Origin of the sequence: Pseudomonas sp. TH31, assembly GCF_016650815.1 — a bacterium.
GTDB lineage: Bacteria > Pseudomonadota > Gammaproteobacteria > Pseudomonadales > Pseudomonadaceae > Aquipseudomonas.
Genome location: NZ_JAEKEZ010000032.1, coordinates 25,879 through 47,187, shown reverse-complemented (window position 1 = coordinate 47,187; position 21,309 = coordinate 25,879). Strand labels below are relative to the sequence as shown.

Annotated in this window: 20 protein-coding genes and 4 pseudogenes; 5 read left to right on the top strand and 19 right to left on the bottom strand. The window is 58.3% G+C overall.

What is annotated here, in order from left to right; all coding sequences use genetic code 11:
- Positions 1–37 precede the first annotated feature (37 nt).
- Complete coding sequence (locus tag JFV26_RS25395) at positions 38–961, bottom strand: LysR family transcriptional regulator (RefSeq protein ID WP_201196245.1); 924 nt, start codon at positions 959–961, stop codon at positions 38–40.
- A gap of 125 nt (positions 962–1,086) precedes the next feature.
- Here JFV26_RS25395 and JFV26_RS25390 point away from each other — a divergent pair, with 125 nt between their 5' ends.
- Positions 1,087–1,833: a 3-oxoacyl-ACP reductase family protein gene (locus JFV26_RS25390; protein WP_201196244.1), complete on the top strand. Its 747-nt coding sequence runs from the start codon at positions 1,087–1,089 to the stop codon at positions 1,831–1,833.
- A 118-nt stretch (positions 1,834–1,951) separates the two neighbouring features.
- On the opposite strand, the gene JFV26_RS25385 is transcribed toward JFV26_RS25390, so the two are convergent.
- Positions 1,952–2,647 (bottom strand): HAD-IA family hydrolase, encoded by a 696-nt coding sequence (locus JFV26_RS25385; RefSeq protein WP_201196242.1) that lies wholly within the window; start codon positions 2,645–2,647, stop codon positions 1,952–1,954.
- Between the two features lie 299 nt (positions 2,648–2,946).
- On the opposite strand from JFV26_RS25385, the pseudogene JFV26_RS25380 reads away from it, so the two are divergent.
- Positions 2,947–5,990, top strand: a pseudogene (locus JFV26_RS25380) (RHS repeat-associated core domain-containing protein); the annotation flags it as partial.
- 277 nt (positions 5,991–6,267) lie between these two features.
- On the opposite strand, the gene JFV26_RS25375 reads toward JFV26_RS25380, so the two are convergent.
- The 5 genes and pseudogenes from JFV26_RS25375 to JFV26_RS33765 form a co-directional block, all read right to left on the bottom strand.
- Positions 6,268–6,471 carry a hypothetical protein gene (locus tag JFV26_RS25375; RefSeq protein ID WP_201196241.1) on the bottom strand — a complete coding sequence of 68 codons (204 nt, stop codon included), beginning with the start codon at positions 6,469–6,471 and terminating at the stop codon, positions 6,268–6,270.
- Positions 6,472–6,567: 96 nt separating this feature from the next.
- On the bottom strand, positions 6,568–6,723 hold the full coding sequence (locus tag JFV26_RS25370; protein WP_201196240.1) for a hypothetical protein: 156 nt from the start codon (positions 6,721–6,723) through the stop codon (positions 6,568–6,570).
- Positions 6,724–6,842: 119 nt separating this feature from the next.
- Positions 6,843–7,266, bottom strand: a pseudogene (locus tag JFV26_RS25365) (hypothetical protein).
- Between the two features lie 387 nt (positions 7,267–7,653).
- Positions 7,654–8,025, bottom strand: coding sequence for a bacteriocin (locus JFV26_RS25360; protein ID WP_201196239.1), 372 nt, complete (start codon positions 8,023–8,025; stop codon positions 7,654–7,656).
- Between the two features lie 332 nt (positions 8,026–8,357).
- A complete protein-coding gene (locus JFV26_RS33765) occupies positions 8,358–8,546 on the bottom strand; it encodes a hypothetical protein (RefSeq protein ID WP_242487897.1) in 189 nt (62 codons plus the stop codon).
- Positions 8,547–9,084: 538 nt separating this feature from the next.
- Between JFV26_RS33765 and JFV26_RS25355 the strand changes: the two genes are divergently transcribed.
- On the top strand, positions 9,085–9,510 hold the full coding sequence (locus tag JFV26_RS25355; RefSeq protein ID WP_201196238.1) for a hypothetical protein: 426 nt from the start codon (positions 9,085–9,087) through the stop codon (positions 9,508–9,510).
- A 45-nt stretch (positions 9,511–9,555) separates the two neighbouring features.
- Here the strand turns inward: JFV26_RS25355 and JFV26_RS25350 are convergent, their stop codons facing one another.
- The 6 genes and pseudogenes from JFV26_RS25350 to JFV26_RS25325 all read right to left on the bottom strand — a co-directional run bounded on the left by JFV26_RS25350 (position 9,556) and on the right by JFV26_RS25325 (position 14,319).
- Positions 9,556–9,876: a YbjQ family protein gene (locus JFV26_RS25350; RefSeq protein ID WP_201196237.1), complete on the bottom strand. Its 321-nt coding sequence runs from the start codon at positions 9,874–9,876 to the stop codon at positions 9,556–9,558.
- A gap of 25 nt (positions 9,877–9,901) precedes the next feature.
- Positions 9,902–10,420, bottom strand: a pseudogene (locus tag JFV26_RS25345) (serine hydrolase); the annotation flags it as partial.
- Between the two features lie 372 nt (positions 10,421–10,792).
- Complete coding sequence (locus tag JFV26_RS25340; RefSeq protein ID WP_201196236.1) at positions 10,793–11,689, bottom strand: hypothetical protein; 897 nt, start codon at positions 11,687–11,689, stop codon at positions 10,793–10,795.
- An 8-nt stretch (positions 11,690–11,697) separates the two neighbouring features.
- On the bottom strand, positions 11,698–12,948 hold the full coding sequence (locus tag JFV26_RS25335) for an AAA family ATPase (protein WP_201196235.1): 1,251 nt from the start codon (positions 12,946–12,948) through the stop codon (positions 11,698–11,700).
- On the bottom strand, positions 12,948–13,661 hold the full coding sequence (locus JFV26_RS25330) for a hypothetical protein (RefSeq protein WP_201196233.1): 714 nt from the start codon (positions 13,659–13,661) through the stop codon (positions 12,948–12,950). The genes JFV26_RS25335 and JFV26_RS25330 overlap by 1 nt, the downstream gene beginning before the upstream one ends.
- 364 nt (positions 13,662–14,025) lie before the next feature.
- Positions 14,026–14,319 carry a hypothetical protein gene (locus JFV26_RS25325; protein WP_342215480.1) on the bottom strand — a complete coding sequence of 98 codons (294 nt, stop codon included), beginning with the start codon at positions 14,317–14,319 and terminating at the stop codon, positions 14,026–14,028.
- Here JFV26_RS25325 and JFV26_RS25320 point away from each other — a divergent pair.
- On the top strand, positions 14,230–15,051 hold the full coding sequence (locus JFV26_RS25320) for an HAD family hydrolase (RefSeq protein ID WP_242487902.1): 822 nt from the start codon (positions 14,230–14,232) through the stop codon (positions 15,049–15,051). The two genes, JFV26_RS25325 and JFV26_RS25320, sit on opposite strands and share 90 nt — an antisense overlap.
- A gap of 406 nt (positions 15,052–15,457) precedes the next feature.
- Here JFV26_RS25320 and JFV26_RS25315 read toward each other — a convergent pair.
- Positions 15,458–15,646, bottom strand: a pseudogene (locus JFV26_RS25315) (heavy metal-binding domain-containing protein); the annotation flags it as partial.
- A gap of 332 nt (positions 15,647–15,978) precedes the next feature.
- Here JFV26_RS25315 and JFV26_RS25310 point away from each other — a divergent pair.
- Positions 15,979–16,221: a hypothetical protein gene (locus JFV26_RS25310; protein WP_201196231.1), complete on the top strand. Its 243-nt coding sequence runs from the start codon at positions 15,979–15,981 to the stop codon at positions 16,219–16,221.
- A 105-nt stretch (positions 16,222–16,326) separates the two neighbouring features.
- Here JFV26_RS25310 and JFV26_RS25305 read toward each other — a convergent pair whose 3' ends face one another.
- From JFV26_RS25305 to JFV26_RS25285, 5 genes are read right to left on the bottom strand one after another with little or no spacing between them, the layout of a single operon-like run.
- A complete protein-coding gene (locus JFV26_RS25305; RefSeq protein WP_201196230.1) occupies positions 16,327–17,040 on the bottom strand; it encodes an NTP transferase domain-containing protein in 714 nt (237 codons plus the stop codon).
- Positions 17,041–17,067: 27 nt separating this feature from the next.
- Entirely contained in the window at positions 17,068–17,655 is a 588-nt protein-coding gene (locus JFV26_RS25300) for a gamma-glutamyl-gamma-aminobutyrate hydrolase family protein (protein ID WP_201196228.1), read from the bottom strand.
- The gene (locus JFV26_RS25295; RefSeq protein ID WP_201196226.1) at positions 17,652–19,967 is read right to left on the bottom strand and encodes a PEP-utilizing enzyme; all 2,316 of its coding nucleotides are present in this window, start codon (positions 19,965–19,967) and stop codon (positions 17,652–17,654) included. Before JFV26_RS25295 ends, JFV26_RS25300 begins: the two co-directional genes overlap by 4 nt.
- Positions 19,968–19,971: 4 nt before the next feature.
- Complete coding sequence (locus JFV26_RS25290; RefSeq protein ID WP_201196225.1) at positions 19,972–20,721, bottom strand: class I SAM-dependent methyltransferase; 750 nt, start codon at positions 20,719–20,721, stop codon at positions 19,972–19,974.
- Positions 20,718–21,266 (bottom strand): adenylyl-sulfate kinase, encoded by a 549-nt coding sequence (locus JFV26_RS25285; RefSeq protein WP_201196224.1) that lies wholly within the window; start codon positions 21,264–21,266, stop codon positions 20,718–20,720. The genes JFV26_RS25290 and JFV26_RS25285 overlap by 4 nt, the downstream gene beginning before the upstream one ends.
- Positions 21,267–21,309: the final 43 nt, after the last annotated feature.

The window sequence follows — 21,309 nt, the reverse complement described above, 5'->3', positions numbered from 1 at the left end:
TTGCCCGCGAAGGCCACAACTCGGTCTTAAGCTTGGCTCAAAGTGCACTGAACCGCTCCCCCAACCCCTGTTGCGCAAACTGCTCGATGATGAAATCCACAAACGCCCGGGTCTTGCCCGGCAGCAGTTTGTGTTCAGCGTAATAGATCGAAATGTTGCCATCATCAACGTACCAATCCGGCAACACCCGCTGCAACGTCCCGGCCTGCAGATAGCCCACGGCAAACGGCATGCTCACCAGCGCGATGCCCAAGCCTTGCGCCGCACTGGCACAGGCCGCCTCCGAATCGCTCATGGTCATCCGCGCCTTGAGCACCAGCGGACTGTGTTGCCGGGTGCGACTGGTCAGTTGCCAGGAGCGCACGCGACCGGTTTGCGGGGAGCGGATAAGAATCCCGTCACACAGCTTGAGATCGTCAGGTTCGACAATCGCCTCTCGCCCGGCCAGATAATCGGCGGACGCCACCAGCACCCTATGGGCCGGGGTCAACTTGCGCGCCACGACGCCCTGTGGCAGCTCGAATCCACCACCTATCGCCGCATCAAAACCCTGAGCAATCAGGTCAACCTGGCGATTATCGAAGTGCCAGTCCGGGTTGATCGCCGGAAAACGTCGCAGGAATTCCCCCAGCAACGGCACGACATACAAACGCCCGAACACCGTGCCCATGCTGACCTTCAGCGTACCGGCCGGGCGCCCTTCGGCGCTGGCGAGGTTGGCCACGGCATTTTGAATGGTGTACAGGCTGGCGCTGACTTCACTCAAAAACAACTGGCCGGCCTCGGTCAACGTCAGGCTCCGGGTACTGCGCTGAAACAGCCGCACGCCCAGCCGCGCTTCAAGTTTGGCGACGCTCTTGCCCACCGCCGCCGGGGTCAGGCTCAGGCGTCGTGCGGCTTCGGCGAAGCTGCCAACCTCGGCGCTGCGCACGAAGCATTCGATACTGCTGAAAGTTTCCATGGTCGCCACTATAAACTTTTGGTTTACACAGACTATCGTAATTGAGGTCTACCCAGAGGGTAATGCGAGGCCGATACTCGACGCCAACAACAAGGCAGCCCGCCTTGAATTTTCTGGAGATGGACATGACCACTCAAAACCTCAGCGGTAAAGTAGCGCTCATTCAAGGCGGATCCCGCGGTATCGGCGCCGCCATCGTTAAACGCCTGGCCGCTGAAGGCGCGACCGTCGCCTTCACCTACGTCAGCTCCACCGCCAAGGCTGAAGAATTGCAAAACAGCATCACTGGCAACGGCGGCAAAGCCCTCGCAATCAAGGCCGACAGCGCCGATGCCGACGCCATTCGCGGCGCCGTGACCACCACCGTCGAAGCCTTTGGCCGCCTGGACATCCTGGTCAACAACGCCGGCGTGCTGGCTGTCGGACCGCTGGAGGATTTCAAACTCGAAGACTTCGATAAAACCCTGGCTATCAACGTGCGCAGCGTGTTCATCGCGACCCAGGCCGCGGCCAGACACATGACCGAAGGCGGCCGCATCATCAACATCGGCAGCACCAACGCCGACCGCATGCCCTTCGCCGGTGGCGGCCCGTACGCCATGAGCAAATCGGCACTGGTTGGCCTGACCAAAGGCCTGTCCCGCGACCTCGGCCCACGGGGCATCACCATCAACAACGTGCAACCGGGCCCGGTCGATACCGATATGAACCCGGCTGACGGTGACTTTGCCGACAGCCTGATCCCGTTGATGGCCGTGGGTCGTTACGGTAAAGCCGAAGAAATCGCCAGCTTCGTCGCTTACCTGGTCGGCCCGGAAGCCGGTTACATAACCGGTGCCAGCCTGACGATCGACGGTGGCTTTGGCGCTTGATGAGTTAAGCGCAAATCCAAATGTGGGAGCGAGCCTGCTCGCGAAGAGGGTGTATCAGACGACATTAATGTCACCTGACACTCCGCCTTCGCGAGCAGGCTCGCTCCCACATTTTGCATCACGCCCACTCAAGCGCTGGCAAGCCACACTCGCTCGGTTTGAAGGCCTTCAACGTACGAAGGATGCCATCGGCGTGTGCGTACTTATCATCGGCCATGGCTGCATCCGGGATCGCAATCGCGGTCATCCCCGCCGCTTTCGCCGCCGTGACACCAAATGGTGAATCTTCGAACACCAGGCAGTCCTCGGGCGCGACACCCAGGCGCCGCGCTGCCGTCAGGAAGATATCCGGCGCCGGTTTGGCCGCTCCGACTTCCGGGTCATCGGCAGTAACAATGAAGTCGAACAGCGCAAACCAGTCGCGATGCAGCGTGGTTTTCTGGCCAAACGACTGGCGAGAAGAGCTGGTGCCCACCGCAATCGGAATGTTGTTGGCCTTCAGGTGCCGAACCAGTTCCTCGGCGCCCGGCATCGCCAGCGCCTTGGGGAAACGCTCGCGCATCAGCGGCTCACGGATCACCAGAAACTCTTCGGCAGTGATCGGCAGGTCCAGCGCCTCGACCACATAACACGCCAGATCACCCGCGCCACGGCCGATGATGTTCTGTTTGACGCTCCAGTCGAAGGTCCGGCCATAACGCTCGGCGATCATGGAGGTGACCTCGGTGTAGATGCCCTCGGTATCCAGCAGCAAGCCATCCATGTCGAAAATCACGGCCTTGATCGGGCCGAACGCTTTCAGTGGTGCATTCATCGCATCTGATCCGTTTTTAATGACATCCCAGGCGGCTCAGCTACGGCCAGTGCCCGGATCGATTAAAGGGTTCAGCAGCATAACGAGCGCGGCAGGCATAGGGCAACGGGCAATGCCCCGGGATAAAAAAACCTGCCCCCATGATTTAGCGATTATCCCTACAGCAAACACCTACTTTCCTGACTTCTTTCCGGATTGATACACCGCAAAGTCTCGCGTTCCTAATTGATGCGCGCGAGTGACTGCGAATGTTCGACCCTAAAGGACTGCTGGCCCTGACCGATGGAGCCCTCGACGGTTTGCTGACGTTTGAGTTCACCCGGCTGTATCGCACCAGTGCGGTGGAACTCGACTGTGGGCTGGGCTGGGGCTGGAGCCATTCTCTTGCCCATCGCCTGGAAATCGATGGCGACAGCGTCATCTGGATCGACCATGAAAACCGTCGTACGAAGTTTCCGCTGCCGAGTATCGAGCGCCCGGCGATCCACAACCGCCTGTTGCGGGCGGCGATTTATCTGGGGGATACGCCGCAAGAACTGATCGTCGCATTGGCCGGCGAAACGTCCAGGTTCTACCACTTTCATAACGGGCGCCTGACGGCGATCAGCGACGCATACGCAAACCGGCTACGCATCACCCGCGATCATCAGGAGCGAATTCAACGCCTCGACAACGGTGCCGGGCGCTCGCTGCGGTTGCGTTACGAGTGGCGACACCTCGTCGCCATCGAGTATCAGACGTTTCATCCAACTGGCGCGCGGGGTAACGTCTGGCGTACAGAGCAGACGCTGGTTTCCTACCACTATGACGCCCGTCATCGCCTGATCGAGGCGACCAATGCCGCTGGCGAAAGCGAACGGTATGACTACGACGATCAGCACGTGATCCTGCAACGGCAATTGGCCGGTGGGGCGAGTTTCTTCTGGGCGTGGGAAAAGTCAGGCAAGGCTGCGCGTTGTGTCCAATATTGGGCATCGTTTTCGCAGATGAACACGGCTTACACCTGGGATGACCAGGGCGGCGTCGTGGTGAAAAACGCCGACGGCAGCGAAGAAGCCTACGTCCATGACGATCAGGCGCGGCTGGTGCGCAGGGTGGAACATCTCAAGGCCTATGACGACCAGGGCCGGCTGGTCACCGAGCAAAGTCCGCTCGGGGCGATAACCCGCTATCGCTACGACGAGGTCGGGCGGCTGATTGCGCTCATTCCCCCGAAGGTGAGCCGACGTCCTACGAATACCACAACGGTTTCCTCTATGCCCGATTCCGCGGTACCAGGGCCTGCAAGTATCTGCGCAATGCCCAGGGTGACGTGACCGAAGCGATCGATCCTGACGGGCATGCCACCCACTATGCCTACGATACTCAGGGTCGATTGCTGTCGATCCGTTATCCAGACGTCTGTCGGCACTTGTTCGTCTGGAATGACTTGGGGCAATTGATCGAAGAGACGTTGCCGAACGGTGGTCGACGACTGTTTTCCTACGATGTACTGGGGCGGCAGACGACGCGGCAGGACGAACACGGCGCCCTGGCTCACTACCAATGGGACGCCGTCGGACGCCTGATTCAGAGCACCCGGGCTTGCGGTGCTAGGCGAACGTTCAGCTACAACGCCTACGGCAGGATCAGCGCCGAACGTGACGAACTCGGACGCATCACCCGCTACGAGTATGCCGACGACTTGCACCTGGTCAGGCGCCGGATAAACCCTGACGGCACGCAGTTGAAGTATCGCTACGACAACGCGCAGCTTCTTCTGACCGAGATCGAGAACGAATCCGGCGAACACTATCGGCTGGACTACACGCCCAACGGTCTGATCCGGCAAGAAACCGGTTTCGATGGCCGTCGCACGGCGTATGCCTACGACCTTAACGGGCACCTGCTGGAAAAAGCCGAGTTCGGCGATGACGGCTCGCAACTCATCACCGGTTACAAGCGTGATTCGGCGGGGCGGTTGCTGATCAAGACCCTGCCCGATGGTCGTAAGGTCGAGTATCGCTACAACAGCCTCGGTCGCCTGGTCAGCGTTGATGACAGTCATGAACATCCGCTGGAGTTTGCCTACGACCAGCAGGACCGCCTCATCACCGAACACCAGGGCTGGGGCATTCTGCGCTATGGCTACGACGCCTGCGGCCAGCTCAACCATATTCGTCTGCCGGACAACAGCAAACTCGATTACCACCACGCCAAGGGCGGGGCGCTCACGGCCATCGACCTCAATGGCACCAGGCTGACGTCGCACACATTTTCCGCCGGCCGCGAGCAACAACGCCAACAGGGCCTGTTGCTCAGCGACTACCAATACGACGATCAGGGTCGCCTCAAAGCCCATTCCGTCAGCCAACAGCGAAAACCGCGTTACCGTCGCGATTATGCCTACAGCGCCAACGGCAATCTTGACCACATCGCCGACACCCGCCATGGCCAGCGCAGCTACCAGTACGACACGCTCGACCGGCTGATCCGCGTCCGCCACTCCCGCGATCACCTGCCGGAAGGCTTCGCCCACGACCCGGCAGGCAATCTGCTGATGGAGGATCGCCCCGGTACGGCGCAGGTTTTGGGCAATCGACTGCTCATGCAGGGTGATCGGTATTACGACTATGACCCGTTCGGCAACCTGATTCGTGAACGCCGCGGCTCCGGGCAGAAGTTGGTTACGGAGTATCGATATGACTGTCAGCACCGGCTGATCGGTGTCACACCACCGGATGGTCGTTGCGTGAGTTATCGCTACGACGCCTTTGGCCGCCGCATCAGCAAAACCGTCGACGGCAAAACCACCGAGTTCTTCTGGCAAGGCGATCACCTCGTCGCAGAAAGCAGTCGTGAACACTACCGCAGCTACCTCTACGAACCCGGCACCTTGCGCCCAGTGGCCATGCTCAATGGCAAAGGCCTACGCCAGGCCTGCCCCTTCTATTACCAACTTGACCACCTCGGAACGCCGCAGGAACTGACCGACTGCAGCGGCGAAATAATCTGGGCGGCGCAATACACCGCCCATGGCCGTCTGACCCGCCTCAACCGCGACACCGATCAGGTGCTTGATCAGCCGCTGCGGTTCCAGGGGCAATACTTCGACGCGGAGACAGGGCTGCATTACAACCGGCATCGGTACTACAACCCGGATGTCGGACGGTATCTGACGCAGGATCCGGTGAAGTTGGCGGGTGGGCTGAACGGGTATCGATATGGGCTGAATCCGACGACGTGGGTTGATCCGTTGGGGTTGAATTCCAGCTGTCCTCCACCGAACAAGAAAGCACGCGGTGTAGCGCCGGAGGGTGTTGAAGGCGCCTGGATTGATCAAGGTGAACCCAAGCCCCCAAAGCCGTAATCGCGCGCTCACGATTTTGGTAGTGAAAAAAGCTCATTGGGCATTATGAAATAACAGGGTGCAGAGTTCGGGCCTATGAACAAAGAGGCGTATTTGCTTATAGCTCGTGACGTCGTGAATCAAGGCTACCGTGTGGAATATGAATACAAGGGTGCCATTCGAACAGGATATTTGAAGCGGATGGGAAATAATCGAAAGGGTGAAACGACGTTTGAAAATCGAAAAGCCCAACAGACTGCCGGGCTTTAAAATTGTACAAGTCTGCAGCTAATCAGCTCGGCTCCCCGGCAATATCCGGATCATCAGGGCTCGCCTCAACATCACCCCGCTTCACCTCACCCTCCGCAACCTGCTCCACCCCCGCGTCTTCCTCATCGTCAGGCGGGCGCTGGTCACGACGCAGCGAGTCAGTAGGTGAAGGCAGCGGATATTCAGGCGTTTCGTCGACGTCGGCGACTTTCGGGTCTGCGTTCATAAAGCACCTCTCGAAGGACCTGAAAAGCAGGCCCTGCAATTTCGAGGATCAGGTTAAGCGAGCGTTCGACCGGAGAGACGATCGGTCGGCACGTGATCAATCTTCGTCTTCCTCCTCATTCTCGGTATTACCCACGTCTGCGGCATCATCGGCATCGTTAAGCGGTACCGTCGCGTCGTCCATCAACGAACCTGGGTCTTCATTACCCGGATCGTTGAGTTCGTCTGAGTCGTCTTCGGTTTCAAGCGTCATGGCACGCCTCACATATTTCAGGGAGTGTATGAAGTTCGAGGCGTCCTGCACCCAAACGTTCCAGAGCCCTATCAGGAAAAACCCGGCGCCGGCCGGGTTTCTGTTGTCGAGGTATAGAATCAGTGGCCTTTATGGTGCTTGTATTTGTTGTTGTGTTTATGGCGGCCGCCGGAATGAGAACTGCCGCCGTCGCTACCCAAATTGTTACCGACCGCGCCGCCCGCCGCCCCCCAGGCCTGCACCAATGGTCGAACCGGTGGAACCGCCCAGGCTATGGCCGACCACCGAACCGCCCGCAGCCCCGACACCACCGCCCACTGCCGCTTCTGTGCGGCTGCCCTTGCGTGCGCCGACCGCACCGCCTGCCGCGCCGCCCACTCCTGCGCCAATGGCAGCGCCGGTGCTGCCGCCCATTTGCTGGCCGACCACATTACCCAGTGCGCCACCCAGACCGCCACCTACCGCCGCAGTGCCATCGCCGGCAGCCATTGCACTCTGAGCGACCAGAAGTCCCAAAACCAACGTAGACAATGTCAAACGCATGATATGAACCTCAAAATTTCAGGATTCGGAAACAGAGCGCCCTGCAAATGGAATGCGCGCCTGCGTTATATGACGTTGGAGGTTCACGCGGTGATATTCGTTCCGAAACGAAAAAGCCCGGCATCACGCCTAATGCCTATCAGTTAAGAATATCCCGGGCGAATGCGCTCTTTTGTAGCAACTGGCGAAGCCTGCGTTCGACTGCGTAGCAGTCGTAAGATCAGCCCCTCGGTTCTTTCAGGAAAACCGCGCGTGCAGGATTTACGACTGCTACGCAGTCGAACGCAGGCTTCGCCAGCTGCTACAACGAGCGTGTGTCACCTTGAGATATTCTTAACTGATCGGCATTGGGCATCACGCCGGGCTTTTTGCGCTGACCGATCAGGATCAGTGACGCTTGTGGCCTTTCGACAGGTTGGTACCGACCGCGCCGCCCGCGGCGCCGCCCAGGCCGGCGCCGATGGTTGCACCGGTCTTGCCACCCAGGCTGTTGCCGATGACCGAACCGCCGGCCGCGCCGACGCCACCGCCAATGGCTGCTTTGGTACGGCTGCCTTTTGGTGCCGCGATGGCACTGCCTGCTGCGCCCGCTACGCCAGCACCAATCGCTGCACCGGTGCTGCCGCCCATTTTCTGACCGACCACATTACCGAGTGCGCCACCCAGACCACCACCGAGCGCGGCTGTGCCTTGACCGGCAGCCATCGCACCTTGAGTAACCAGAAGCCCCAGAACCAGGGCGGGCAGTGTTAAACGCATGACGAAAACCTCAAAAAAGGGGGAGAACGAAAAGGCGGAGATTGAATGCTTTGGAGACGGCAAAGTCCAGACACAAATGGGCTCAACGTCACTCTCGGCGTCGGTTGGACCACGGTTATGGAAAAGGTTTTATCGCAGGCAAAAAAAAGCCCGCTGGGGAGACGGGCTGGAGTATTGCTTTCTAACGGATGAGCTGAGACTACGTAGGCTGCTGTGAAAAGTTCGTGAAAGAAAAAACGCAAAAAAACCGTACGTCTGTAGGGCATTTCCCAGCGGTGGGCCCTCCAGAAATAAAAAACCCCGCTCAATGGCAGGGTCTGTTTTATCAGCGGTTACTTCCTGGATGGCGCTGCTACCTTGGGCAGAAATTTTGACTTCGACGCTCTTCGCGCCGTCGATTTGATCTTGCCCGTCTTGACCTGATCCTCACCAAAGCCAGCCACGTACTCAGTCTGGCCACACTGCACACAGTTGTTGATTGGAAACTCAGCCCCGTCATCTTCGATATACGGATCAGCCATCTCTTAGCCCCTTTTCAAAACAGGGTCGATACCGGCTAGCCCTTTTTGCCTGAAAAATATCGACCACCAAGGATTTTGAGACTAGCCGGTCATTACTGGACTTGTAGTTCACACCACACGGGGGCCGACGAATGGTTTGTATCCGCACCGAAACACTTTCTTACGCAATAACGGAAACCCATCCCTCAATCCATCTCAAGAATTGAAATTCAGAGCCGTTGCCCTGTAGTCATTCGAAAAATCTCAAGGAAAGAGCCGTGAATATCAGTTCAACGACCTCCAGCGTCGCCCCTTCATTTAAAGACCTGCCAAAATCCGACAAGGTCCTGACGACAACCCCGCCTACTCCGACAACGGAGGCAATGAAGGAGGCAGCCAAAAAATGGCTTGAAACCCACCCGAACCAGGGTGGCGTCATTTCTCCCCGTCGCCGTCCCAGCCAACTGATCCAACCGGCCCCGGACAGGTCATAGATGCCGTAATCACTTGGGTCGGTAGCACCTCGCCGAGCGCAAACTTTCCAGCCGCCCAAGATCGATTGATCGCAGCCAATGACAACCTTAAGACTACCTACGTACAGTTTCTGGACGACCTGAAAAATATCGCCCCTAACCTTGAGGAGCAGGACTTCGGCTTCACCGTCGACCCGCAAGGCAACCTGAAAGCCACTTCCCTCTCTGGCTCGATCAGCGACGAAAATCTGGCACGTCTTACCGACTACATGAACCGCTCCGACGCCTTGAAAGGCGCCGCCAACGAATTTGCAAAAAGTTCGTTCGACTATGTGAAGGAAGACAAGGAATACCAAGGCACGGGCGGCTTCGTGTTGAACATGAACAACTTCGCGAAAACCGTCGACCTCGGCCAGATGTATACGTATCAAAAGTCAGGCAAGAGCAACATGGGCAACTTCTTCGCCCAACAGGTGATGAGCAAGGGCGAACGCGCTCCGCATCCCGTCTGATCAGACCGGCAAGGCCCGTGCGCCAAGCGTCACGGGCCGCGTTCGTTATCTCAACTTCACCGCCGTTCCGGTCACAAACACCACCACCATCCCGCCCTTGCCCCCCGGCATGCTGATCTCGAAATCGAGCCCAACCACCGCATCTGCCTGCAACGCCCGGGCGCGCTCCTTGATCTCGTCGGTCGCCTGAATACGCGCCTCTTTCAGCGCTCGCTCCAGCGTCTGAGAACGCCCGCCGAAAAAATCCCGCATCCCGGCGAACATATCGCGGATCACGTTGACGCCCTGCACCGACTCGGCACTGACGATGTCCAGGTAGGCCGTGATTTGACGGCCTTCGATGGTGTGGGTGGTGGTGGTGATCATTGGGTTTCCTTCTGCATAAATGTACTCAAGGCAACGTCGACAAATGCTCAGCCAACGCCTCAAACGCCGGTAACGTAACCGGATCGTTGGCCGAATTGCTCGCCACCGGATGCGATGCATACCGCACTATCACCATCTCGGCCTTCGGGTCGACATAGATCCGTTGCCCATGCACCCCGCGCGCCATGAACGCCCCGTCCTCCTTGTTTGTCACCCACCACATCGACCGGTAGCTCCAGCCCTTCAACAACTCATACCCGGCTTTGGCGAAGGCCTGCTTATCGCCACCGCCACGTATGTCGTCCACCACCGCTTTGGGCACGATCTGCTGGCCGTTGAACTGGCCGTCATTGCGCAACATCTCGCCAAACCGCGCCAGGTCCCGCAGGCCAGTGTTCAAACCGCCTCCGGCAAACGGCGTACCGATGGAGTCCACGGTGAAGCAGGCATCCTGCTCGGCGCCCAAACGACTCCAGATCCGCTCCGATAACAACTGCGCGACGTTGCGACCGCTGGCCCGAGCGATAATCCAGCCCAGCTTGTCGGGGTCGCTGGCAGCAGCGTCGGGAAAGGTTGTGGTGCTGGCGGCAGCGTTAGCGAGTGAAGACATGCAGCACATCAACAGCCCGATGCGGTGGATAGCCATGGTGTCGATTCCGTTCGAAGGGGTTGGCAGTCTATAACAGGCGAGGCGGGACTCGCTTAAACGTGAGCCTGACTGGAATGCCTCCCAGAAAGAGCGCCCTGATCAAACTCAATGGTCAGGCTTAGGCCGCACGCAAGCCAAATACGCAATTGACGGTAATGAGCAAGCACTGGCTGGCTCAGCCTGCACGTTACAACTTCCCGCTCTCCAACGGCCCGCCTGTTGCAAAAGCTTGCTGAAATTTTGGCCAAAACGCAGCGCCCCAGTTTTTCAACTTGCCTGCATAGGCCAGCTTTTCGGGAAAGCGGGAAATGTTCCTCGCCTGCCAGTCAGACTCGCGAAAAGACAGCACACTGTTGGAAGTAATCCCCTCCAGCTCCGGACTGAACCAATAGCTGGCCTCAAGCACCCCCATTTTTCCGCACGGAAGAACCTCAGCACCATAAAGTCCTGCGGATAGGTCACGCCCTTCGCAGCCATGTCCCCTGCTGCTGCGCGATCCAGGCTGGAAATTTTGACTGTCTGGTCAGCCCATTGCAGAAAGGGCGGTGTGTAAATGTTCGTCATGCTCCAGCACCCTTGATGGGCAAAAGGCTTTACCGATTCGATGAACACATAGTTCAGATCCGGATTGCCAGTCACGCATCCATTGGCTTGCTCGAACCCATCACCGGGACTCTCATTGCTTTTCAGCCCGATGATCCGAACAGCACCGATCAGGCGTTTTTTCTCAATGCGTCCAAAAAAGTAAATCATGCCTGATGCCTTGGGCAGACGGATGGAGCTATTGGCAAGCATGGCCCACTGCCCGGTCGGAAGAGGCACTTCATATCCATCCACCCTGACCGTCCCGCTATAGGTGCGGCCAATCATGGCCCTGTCCAGGCCCGATGGATCCTGGGAGGACGCGGCACCGGAAGTCGCGAGAGAGATATTGGCGGTTGATGGCGTAGCCCTGCCTTGCTGAGAAGGCAGGGTTGGCGGACTGCGCTGCGGTTGATAAGCCACTTGTTCTGGTAGCGCGGGTGAAGCATTTCGATTCGTCGTGCCCATGGACGGAGGAAAAAACACCACCGCCACCGAGAGTAACGTCGCTGCTATCAGGCAAGTACGCCACCAGGGCGCACGAGCCCACAACGCCTTGAACACCGCTTTGCCATCGCTCAAAACCGGATTCATAGTTCAGGTTTGGCGATAACGTGACCATCAACCAAGTGCAACGCCACTTTCGTGTGGCCCTGTTCTCGGGCGTCGATCAGCGTGTCGGCGATCGACTCTTCAACCGCACGCAGCAGATCGCGTGACGATGCACCGCTCCCCAGCCGTTGCTGGCGACGCATCATGTCGACAAGGATATCCGAGTCGATACCACCCACCGCGACCTCCAGCCCATAGCTCTGGATCATGGCTTCGATTTCAAGCGCCGTGACACGAGCGACATCCAGACCGGAAAGCGACCTGAACACAAAGATCCGGTCGATGCGGTTCAACACTTCCGGCGCAAAACCCACTTCGCGCAGCGCATTGGTCGAGGCACGACGCAACTCATCGGCATCGTTGGCGAAAGTGACACCCAACGACTGCAGGGCATCGGTAGCGGCATTCGTGGTCATGATGAAAATGGCGTTGGCCGTCGAAATCTGTCGACCGTCGGAGGCCTCGGTCACGAACCCATCGTTCCAGGCCGTCAGGAAATTCTTGTGAATATCCGGGTGCGCCTTCTCTATTTCATCCAGCAGCACCACGGCATCCGGCGTATCGCGCAACGCGGCAGTCAATTTGCCGTAGGTATTGGAGCCGACATAGCCTTTGGATGCACCAAACAGTTGCGTGGCGGCATGCGCACCACTGGAAAACTGGGTCATGTCGAAATGCAACAGATTGCGTTGCAACTCAATTGCCAGGCATTTGGCGAGGTAGGTTTTCCCGGTCCCGGGTGGGCCGGCCAGGATAAAAACGCCGACAGGCTTGTTGCGCTGTTTGAGCGCGAGGCGCCGCCTGATCTGAGCGGCCATGTCGTCACAGACCGCGTCCTGGCCGATGACCTTGCTCTTAAGCGCTGCGGCCAGTTTTTCCGAGTCGATGACAACGGACTCGGGTTCCCGAGCCAGCTTCTGCTCCAGCGACTGGCGGTTTGTGAGCCTGTCTAGTGCATCCATGATCCGATTTCCTTTGCTGACATTTGGGCTTTTACGGCGTTCTTGCTCATGGAATAGCCCTGCAAACGTGACCAGCCAGAAAGCACCCGCAAACGCGAGCAGGGTCCAGGCATGCGCATGCAGAAAATCAGCGACATCCTGCCCGTAGTGACCGACATCGGTACTGTTGGGCTGATGTTGCATCCAGAATTGCGCGACAACCACGAGTGTCATCACGACAAATGCGATCGGCCCCAGCCGTATCGCCAGCGAACTCAGCCAACGCATCAATTGGCCTTGACGTTCAAGGTGAGTATCTGGCCGACGCTCATGATCGGCAGGACGGCCTTGACGCCGCCGGACCCCAAGCCGACGGTGATGCCACCACCCTCGCCATCCTGGACACCTGTCAGGGCTATTTTTCCATCGGCAGGAACGGGTATGGCAAAGGTGATGCCCTGTTTGGTCAGCATGACAGTCCTCACATAACCACCGCTCTGGATACGTACCGCATCGCCGTCCTCCACATCGGAGTCCCATAACGTGACCCAGGCAAAACGGATGGGTGGCTGGGTGGCGGGAGACGGCGGTGCACTGCTGTCGGCTACTGCGCCGCCAGGTACCTGCCGGGCATCGGCTGAGGGAGTATTCCCAGGAGCCACTGGCAAATGTGGGGCAAGTTCCGTAACCAGTGCCGCAGTTGCCGCCTGGTCGAGATGCATGCTCTGCAGTGCAGCGGGGACATCAGTGGTGGGAACGATAGCCAGCGACAATGCGCCCAACGAGTTGAGGGTGGCGATGCGCGCCTGTTGCTCGGCACCGCTGACTGAGTCGCGTTGAGGCGTGGCAAAGAAACCTGAGCCGGACATGAAAAGAGCAGCCGCCGAAATGGCTGCAACTAACAAGGTAGTAGCGATAACCGTTTTGGCAAATGTCCGAAGGCTTTTGTATTTACTTTCTGGATTGAGGGCTTGCAGGGTTTTGGATTCAGGAGAAGTCATTAAGGACGTTTCCTGATGCAGGGCTTTCGAAAGCTATCCATGGTTTTCCCATTCAGCCGTGCGTATCACGAGCAGCGAGATTACATCAGGGATATTGAAAGACGGAATGAAAGATGCGTAACAGAAACCATACAATTTGCTGGTCAGAGCATCGTTTCACCTCTCGGCAATGATCCACTGCACCCCAAGCTTTTGCCAAACAGCCTGGTTGATGTGATTCGAACAACTGAATACGACATGGATTTTCTTATACAGGTACGGTCAGTTTGCCAGCGCCGATAGTCGCATCGTGCAAGATCTACCCGATTGCGCTGCACTTGAGCATCACACTGCGTCAATTCCTGTTGCAACCGCCAAGCCACCGCTACACCAGGACAATACGTTTCAGCTTGGCGTTCAGTGCGGCGAACGCCGCTTCGGTACTGGCCTTGTGGTTGGTGATGAGCACGTCGATGCGTTCCGGTGGGCAGAAGGCGACGCGGCTCTCCATGCCAATCTTGCTGTAATCGGTGAGGATGACCACGCGCTCGGCATTGTCGGCCATGGCGCGCGCCACTTCGGCTTCGCGGTGGTCGTAGTTGCTGGCTCCGCGCTGGGCGTCGATGCCGACCGGCGACAACAGCGCGAGGTCGGCCCGATAGCGGCCAATTTCCGCCACTACCCGGTGGAGATCGGCTACAAGTGGATTCTGTACTTCTACAAGAACATGACCACGGCTGAATTGCAGGTGATGGCGCAGGCCTCCAACAACTACGCCATCGGCGACGCGCTGCACAAGGTCAAGTACGAGAGTTCACGCACCTTGCCGGGTAAGGCCGGGGTGGTGGCGGATACGCACTTTCATGGCATCCGCATCCATGAGGAAATCCGTGGCCTGATGCACACGTTGCGCGCCAACGGCATCGACGTCTATGTCAGCACCGCCTCGATCGACGGTGTGGTACGCGTGTTCGCGGGCAATCCCCATTACGGATACGGCGTGCCGCCTGAGAACGTGATCGGCCTGCGCCTGGCGATGGAAGAAGGCAAGTACACCAGTCGCTATCAGCCAGACTCGCACTTCAATTACGGGCCGGGCAAGACCGTCGGCATCAAGAACGTGCTGGTTAAACAGAAGGGCTATGGCCCGGTGTTGGTGGCTGGCGATGGCGATGGCGATGGCGATGGCGATGCCTGGATGCTGCGCGACTTCAACGATACGGCGGTGGGGCTGATCGTCAATCGCATGAAGAAAGGCGAGATCGGCGCCGACAGCCAGCAGGCCGCTACCCAACTGGGCAACCCGAACGCCCGCTTCGTCCTGCAGGGGCGCGACGAGCACACTGGCCTGATGATTCCAGACGAGAAGTCGCTCAAGTACGGTAAAGACGAGCTTAAACTGCTGGCTTGATGGCACTGGCTCGCGGGTGGCCGGCGGCCATCCGCGAGCCGCAGTGTAATCGCCCTGTATCTTCGGGAATGATGATTCTGCACCGGAAAATTGGTACCGCTACCCGCCGGAGTGATTCAGTAAGTAGCATCGCCTAAAAATTGTGAGTTGCCCCGGATTTCCGAGGCGCACCCCACAGGCCGCTTTTGGCTGAGGCTTTGTAAAAACGTTTTAGCGTAGATTTGATGGTTTGAATCGGAACAAAAGTCGCGTTCCTAAGCAAACTCCAGGTCCATTGTAGTTACCAATTACTGGCAGATTTTACGTAGCGACGCAGATTTCAAGACAAGACCTGCGTTTTTACACCGCCTGGGCCGATTGCACTCAGTCCGGCGCCATCATCACCGCCAGTGTCATTTTGATGAACGTCGGCCGCCTGAATACGCGCCTCTTTCAGCGCTCGCTCCAGCGTCTGAAAACGCCCGCCGAAAAAATCCCGCATCCCGGCGAACATGTCGCGGATCACGTTGACGCCCTGCACCGACTCAGCGCTGACGATGTCCAGGTAAGCAGTGATTTGCCGGCTTTCGATGGAGTGGGTTGTGGTGGTAATCATGGGGTTTCCTTCTTCATGGATTCGACTCAAAGCTGCGTGGATAAACGCCCCGCCCTCCTTGTCCCTCACACGCCACATCGAACGGTAGTTCCAGCTGAACCGTCTGCAAAAACCCGTAGCAAGTTCGCGGCCCTTTGTAGTTCCGGGTTATTTACCTCAAAGCGTGGTGTTTCGAAAAGATGAGGCCACAGGTTAGAGGACGAGGGTGAATCTCTGCATAAACGGGCGTATGTATTCTCGTTGATCGGACTGCTTTCACCGCCCCTGCTACAGTCACAGGCACGACTTCAAACAGATAGAAATACGGCCGCACAGGGAAGGCCGACTATGCCATGGAACCTCGTACAGCCGTTGAGGCCCAGTACACAGTCATGGGGCACAACTACCGCAGAGCGGCCATGGACGCACGCATTACTGGCAATCCGAACATTGGCCGCAAAAATCAAGGCGCCATCGACCGCTTCCCTGACAGCTCGCACTTGATAGCCTGTGGCGACGCACACATTCTGCATAATCCGTTGCAGAACTTTGTGCACCTACCAGAGAACGTGGCTGGGATCGTGGACGCCTGCTGAATACCGGCAGTATTCGCGGTGGGTGCTCCGACCATAGATCCATCCGGTTTTTAAGGAACGTTGAAGTCTTGCGGAGCTTTTATACACATCAGTCAAGTATCCCGATTATTGATACACGAAGAGATCCTCGGCGGAGTCCACCTCTCCCCACTCTCCCGTGTACGCAACGGCTTGTATCGCAACCTGTCCCGCCTCAATGACTTGCTGCAAAGTGTTGGTCATGTGCACTTTGTCACACTGCTCCGGAGTCAACGCCGAGCGAAGCCGGACGACTTCTGCCCACCCTTCTGGCGTGAAGCGCAAAAGCCCCATGTACTGGCCCTGGATATCGTCGACTGATGTCGGTTTATTGCCGATTTCCGCGAGGTTGCCTGCGCCAGTCATGCGCAATGTTTCAGCATCCAATAAAGGATCGCCAAAACGCTCAGTCCACAGCTCAAGCCAGTTCGGGTCGTAGGTGACAGCGAGGGAAGCGTTAGAGTTCATCAGCGACTGGACCGCGACGGGGCTATAGAAGATGTCGGAATAGCTGACAATGCACGGTTCCTGCTGCAACCACGCCTCAGCGCAGGCCAACGACGACACCATGTTGGTCTGCGCCCAGCGTGGGTTATGGAACTCGACCAATCCTTGGCTGGCCAACAACTCGCGTTTGTAACCGGTGACGACAGCGATCTCGCTGATGCCGGCACCGCGCAGTGCCTCAAGCTGCCACTCAAGTAGCGTCTTGCCCCGCAACTCGACCATGCATTTCGGACGTTCATTCGTGAGGCTTTTCATGCGGCTGCCACGTCCGGCAGCCAGGATAATGGCTTTCACAACCGTTCTACCTCAGATAAAGACGCTTTACTCACCGAACAACTGCTTCAACCGATCAACATCGTGCGCCGCAAAAACGTCCTCTCGCTCCGGGTGCCACATCCAGCCTTCCCAAGGCAGATTGAGGTGCCCGATGGCTTCGATTTCCCCGTCCTCACTGCGCGCCTGAACCTCAAACCCTGGCGGACAACCGTCCAGCGCCAGACCGTGATAGCTGTTCACCTCGGCAACAATCCGTCCCGACAATTGATGCCGGGTTCGCACATGACCTTTCACCGGTTTCAGCTCACCGCCAGACCAGTGCGCGATCATCTGCATGCCTCGGCAAATGCCGAGTACCGGCAGGCCTTGGGCGCGTGCATGGTCAAGCAATCGGCTTTCGGTCACATCCCGCGCCGAACACTGGCCGATGTCATTGCCCCCCGAAAGCACGATGGCCTGTGGCGATACGGCGTTTAGCCAGTCATGCAGATCATCCTGCAACCCGTTTGGCACCGGCACCGGCAAATAACCGCCGGCCAGCAGAAAATCAATCAGACGCTGGTCCAGCGCATCACGGCTTTCGCCGCGCTCAGGCAACACGTCCACACGCTGACTCACGGCGACGACCTTCATGCCAACACCTCCACCCAACGGCCGGGGCAGTCCAGGTGCAAGCGCTGCGCCGTGGACCAGCGACGATAGAGCACTTCACCGGCACCAATGACCGCTGGCAGGCCAAGTTCGCCGGCGCGAATCGCCATATGCGAGTTGGCACCGCCCCAAGCCGTAATCAACCCGGCGATCGGGTAGGCAAACAACCAGTCAAAACCTGGGTCCGCGTTGGGAATGCAGACAATCGCCCCGACGAGCTTGTCTCGATCCTCACTGCCCACCACGGGCGCTGTCACCTGTTTCTGAGTGATGAAGTTCGGGGCCGTTTCCGGCCATTCGAAGGACCAGACATCTTCCGGGCAGGTGATCACCGGCGGCAGCGAGACCTTGAGCGTTTCTGCGTAGCGCGCCTTACCCTGTTCGATGCTATGCAACAGCACGTCCTTCGGATCGACCGCCGCAATGTGCAGCTCCTTGAAGGCGCTGATGTCGCAATAGGCGATATCTTCGCGGCTGATGCCATGCTGAGCGCCCACCTCGGCAATTAATGCCAAGGCATCCGATAGATTGCGGGTGAAGTGGAACTTGGCCAGTTCGCGCAGTTCAATCCCCGCTTGCATGAAGTCCAGCAAGCCGACCGGATCAGGCTGCAAGCCATGCTCTTCCAATTGCTGCACGATTGCACGCATCTGCGGCAGGGTCAGCGAAAAGGGTTTTAGCGGTTCCGGAGCGGCGGGACGTTGAGTCCAGTCGAAATAGAGCTCCGGCGCCTCATCGTAACGAGGCGAAAGGATGTCGTAGGTGCCCGGACGCAAATGACCGTAGCGCGCCAGGAATGTCGACTTGTCCAATATGGCCCGGTCACGTGCCAACTGGCCGCTGACGGTCGAGACGCCTGCCATGAAGCTATCGTAGTCAGCCTGGGAGAACACGCCCACGGTCACCAGGGATTTGAGCATCTGCACCGCGACAAAACCGGCGCGCGCCAGGCCAGCAAACGGCAAGGTGCCATAGCGCTTGGCATCCTCCAGCAACCAGTAAATCCGTTCCAGAGGATCGGCGTTGGAGGCCAGCAACGCTTCGCGTCGCTCGTTGAGGATGTCGAGTTTGTTCGCATCGGCGCGCCACAAGCCGTCCTTGGGATGGACGATGCGGTTGGTCAGTTTGCGCAAACTGGTGCTGATGGCTTCCAGTTCGTGCTGCTGAAAACCGGCACTGGCCAAGCGCTCCAGCCGTGTCGAGAGGTCCAGGGTGTAACACGAGAAGACGATCTCGAATTCCACCTTATCGTGCAGCGTCGGTTCGGCCAGCAGGCGATCGATGTAGTGATCAACCAGCCGCCCGGCCAGCCCCTCATCCAGGTCTGCCGGAATAAACGAGTTAAACGACAAGCGCACATCGATGTACGGCAACCCGAAAAAATGCGGCATCAGCGGGAAGCTGCGTAAGTTGCGGTAACCATAGTTATGGCGCTGGTAAGCCCAGATCGAGTCAGTCACCAGGTCCCGGTACAGCGAGAGCGCGAGCGGTTTAGGCCGGATGCCGATAATCTCGGCCGGGTTCCAGTCTGGCATCACGCCATAGACCGTGCGTTGCCCCATCAGGAATGGGTGCGATTGCATGCCCCGCGCCACCTTGCGCTGAATACTGTCCAGACGAGCCGCCTGATCAGCCTCGGATTCGGCAGCTGTCGGCAAAATCAATGGCCGCGCTTGTAACAGCCACAGGACCTCGCCCTCGGCTTCGCGTGTGACGGCGAACTCGCAATCGATGGGTGCGTCATCGAACAACGCCAACAATTCCGCAAGCAAGGCGATGATCGGGGCCAGGCTCGGCGGTGGCGGCACTTCGCTGCGCGCCGCCTGCTGCCACAACCGACCGCCCATGCCGCTGGTCACCGACGCGGTGTCATTGCCTTCAGACCAGTTCACCACCCGATACGGCGCACAGGTATTCGGGTCGTGGGAAAAGGCGACACCGGATCGAAGTACATTTCCCAGCATCGGCTGAATCAGCACCTCGTCGGCCGGGTGTGCATCGCCATAGCTGGCGATCACTCTCTCAATCGCCGACTCCAGGTCCGCTTCAATGACATCGGGGATCGAAAGAAAAGCCCCGGCGCATGAGGTTTGCGTGCCATCTTCGCGCAGACAGCTGGAACGCACGATCCACGGTCCGTCCCCCAATCCTCCCCGGATGTCGCGAAAACAGGCGTGCCGCCCCATTTGCCATTCCTTTACGGTGAATGACAACAAGGGCGCGATGCGAGCCGACGTGAGTCGCTCCTGAAGAGCAATCAAGGTGCCGGCCTTGGTCGAGAAATGCAGCGACATCGGCTTATCTCAACTGAGCAACCCAGATATTGGTCGAGTACGGAATCTGGATCGAGGCCGTATCAAGGCTTCTCAGATAGTCCTCGATGGCGCTGATCACTTCGTGGAATTTCGCGCCAGCCTGACGCTCAAGCGTCGCGTGGGAGCGCCAGGCTTCCAGGCACTCTTCGATGGTTTGTTCGTGAATGACCCGCGCATCCAGGTGAACAACCGGGCCGAACAGCGCACTGGCGTCGATGACTGCGGTTTGATCTTCACGACGAGTACCGTAGCCGTAACCCTGGACCCGATCCTTGATGATGGCTTCGATCCGGGCCTGGATAGGATCCTCAAGATAACGATGGTTCCACATGCAGGCGAACCAGCCCCCAGGGTTGAGGATGCGCGCGGTTTCCTTGAGCGCCTGCTGACGGTCGCAGACATTGAAGGAACTGCCGAATGTGACCATGTCGAACGCTTCGCTGGTCTGCCCGGTTGCTTCGCCGGTGCCTTCATGCCAACGCACGTTGGTCAGGTCGACAGTGCGCTTGATGCCATTGGCACGCATCGCATCGTTAGGCTCCACCGCCACAACATCCAGATCACGAGCCGCGAGCATCAAGGTCAGGTGCGCAACGCCGGCACCGACATCGCAAAACTTGTCGCCGCGCTCGGCGCCTGCAATCGACAACATCGCGTCAATGGCAGCATCGGCATAGTCAGGACGCTTCAGATACGCGTCGGCCAGGGTGGAGTAATCCCATTCGGTTTTCATATCAACTTCCTTTTCAAAAAATGGTGAAGCAAGTTATCGGTCGATGTTTGCAGGGAGCGCTCAGGATCAAACTCCACCACCCAATCTGCGGCGTCCGGCTCATCAATTGATAAATCCAGACCCGCGACATTGTTCAACTCGCCGGCATCGAACCGGCGATAGATTCCCTTGGGGTCCCGACGACGCAGTTCCGCCACCGGCACCTTCAAATACACTTCGAAATAACCCGGTAGATGAATGCGGTTCCAGGCATGAACCTCACCAAACAGCGAAATCGTGGCAATGACGACGGTGTGCCCTTGCGCCGCGATGACCCGGCACAGATGGGCGTACTGCAGGGCCAGTACCAATCGCCCCTCACGCCCGTGGTTTTGCGTGTTGGCGGAGGTGGCACCGAAAACGTCGCGCAGCTCATCCCCGTCCAGCAGGACAACCGAGTGGCCAAGACTTCGAAGTCCGGCTACAAATGCCCCGGCCAACGTCGATTTACCCGCGCCCGACAGACCGGTAATCCAAACCACTTGCCCGGCAACGTCATCTTTCATATCCACCTGACTCATTGGCAATTTAGAAGCGTTAGTTGCTTGG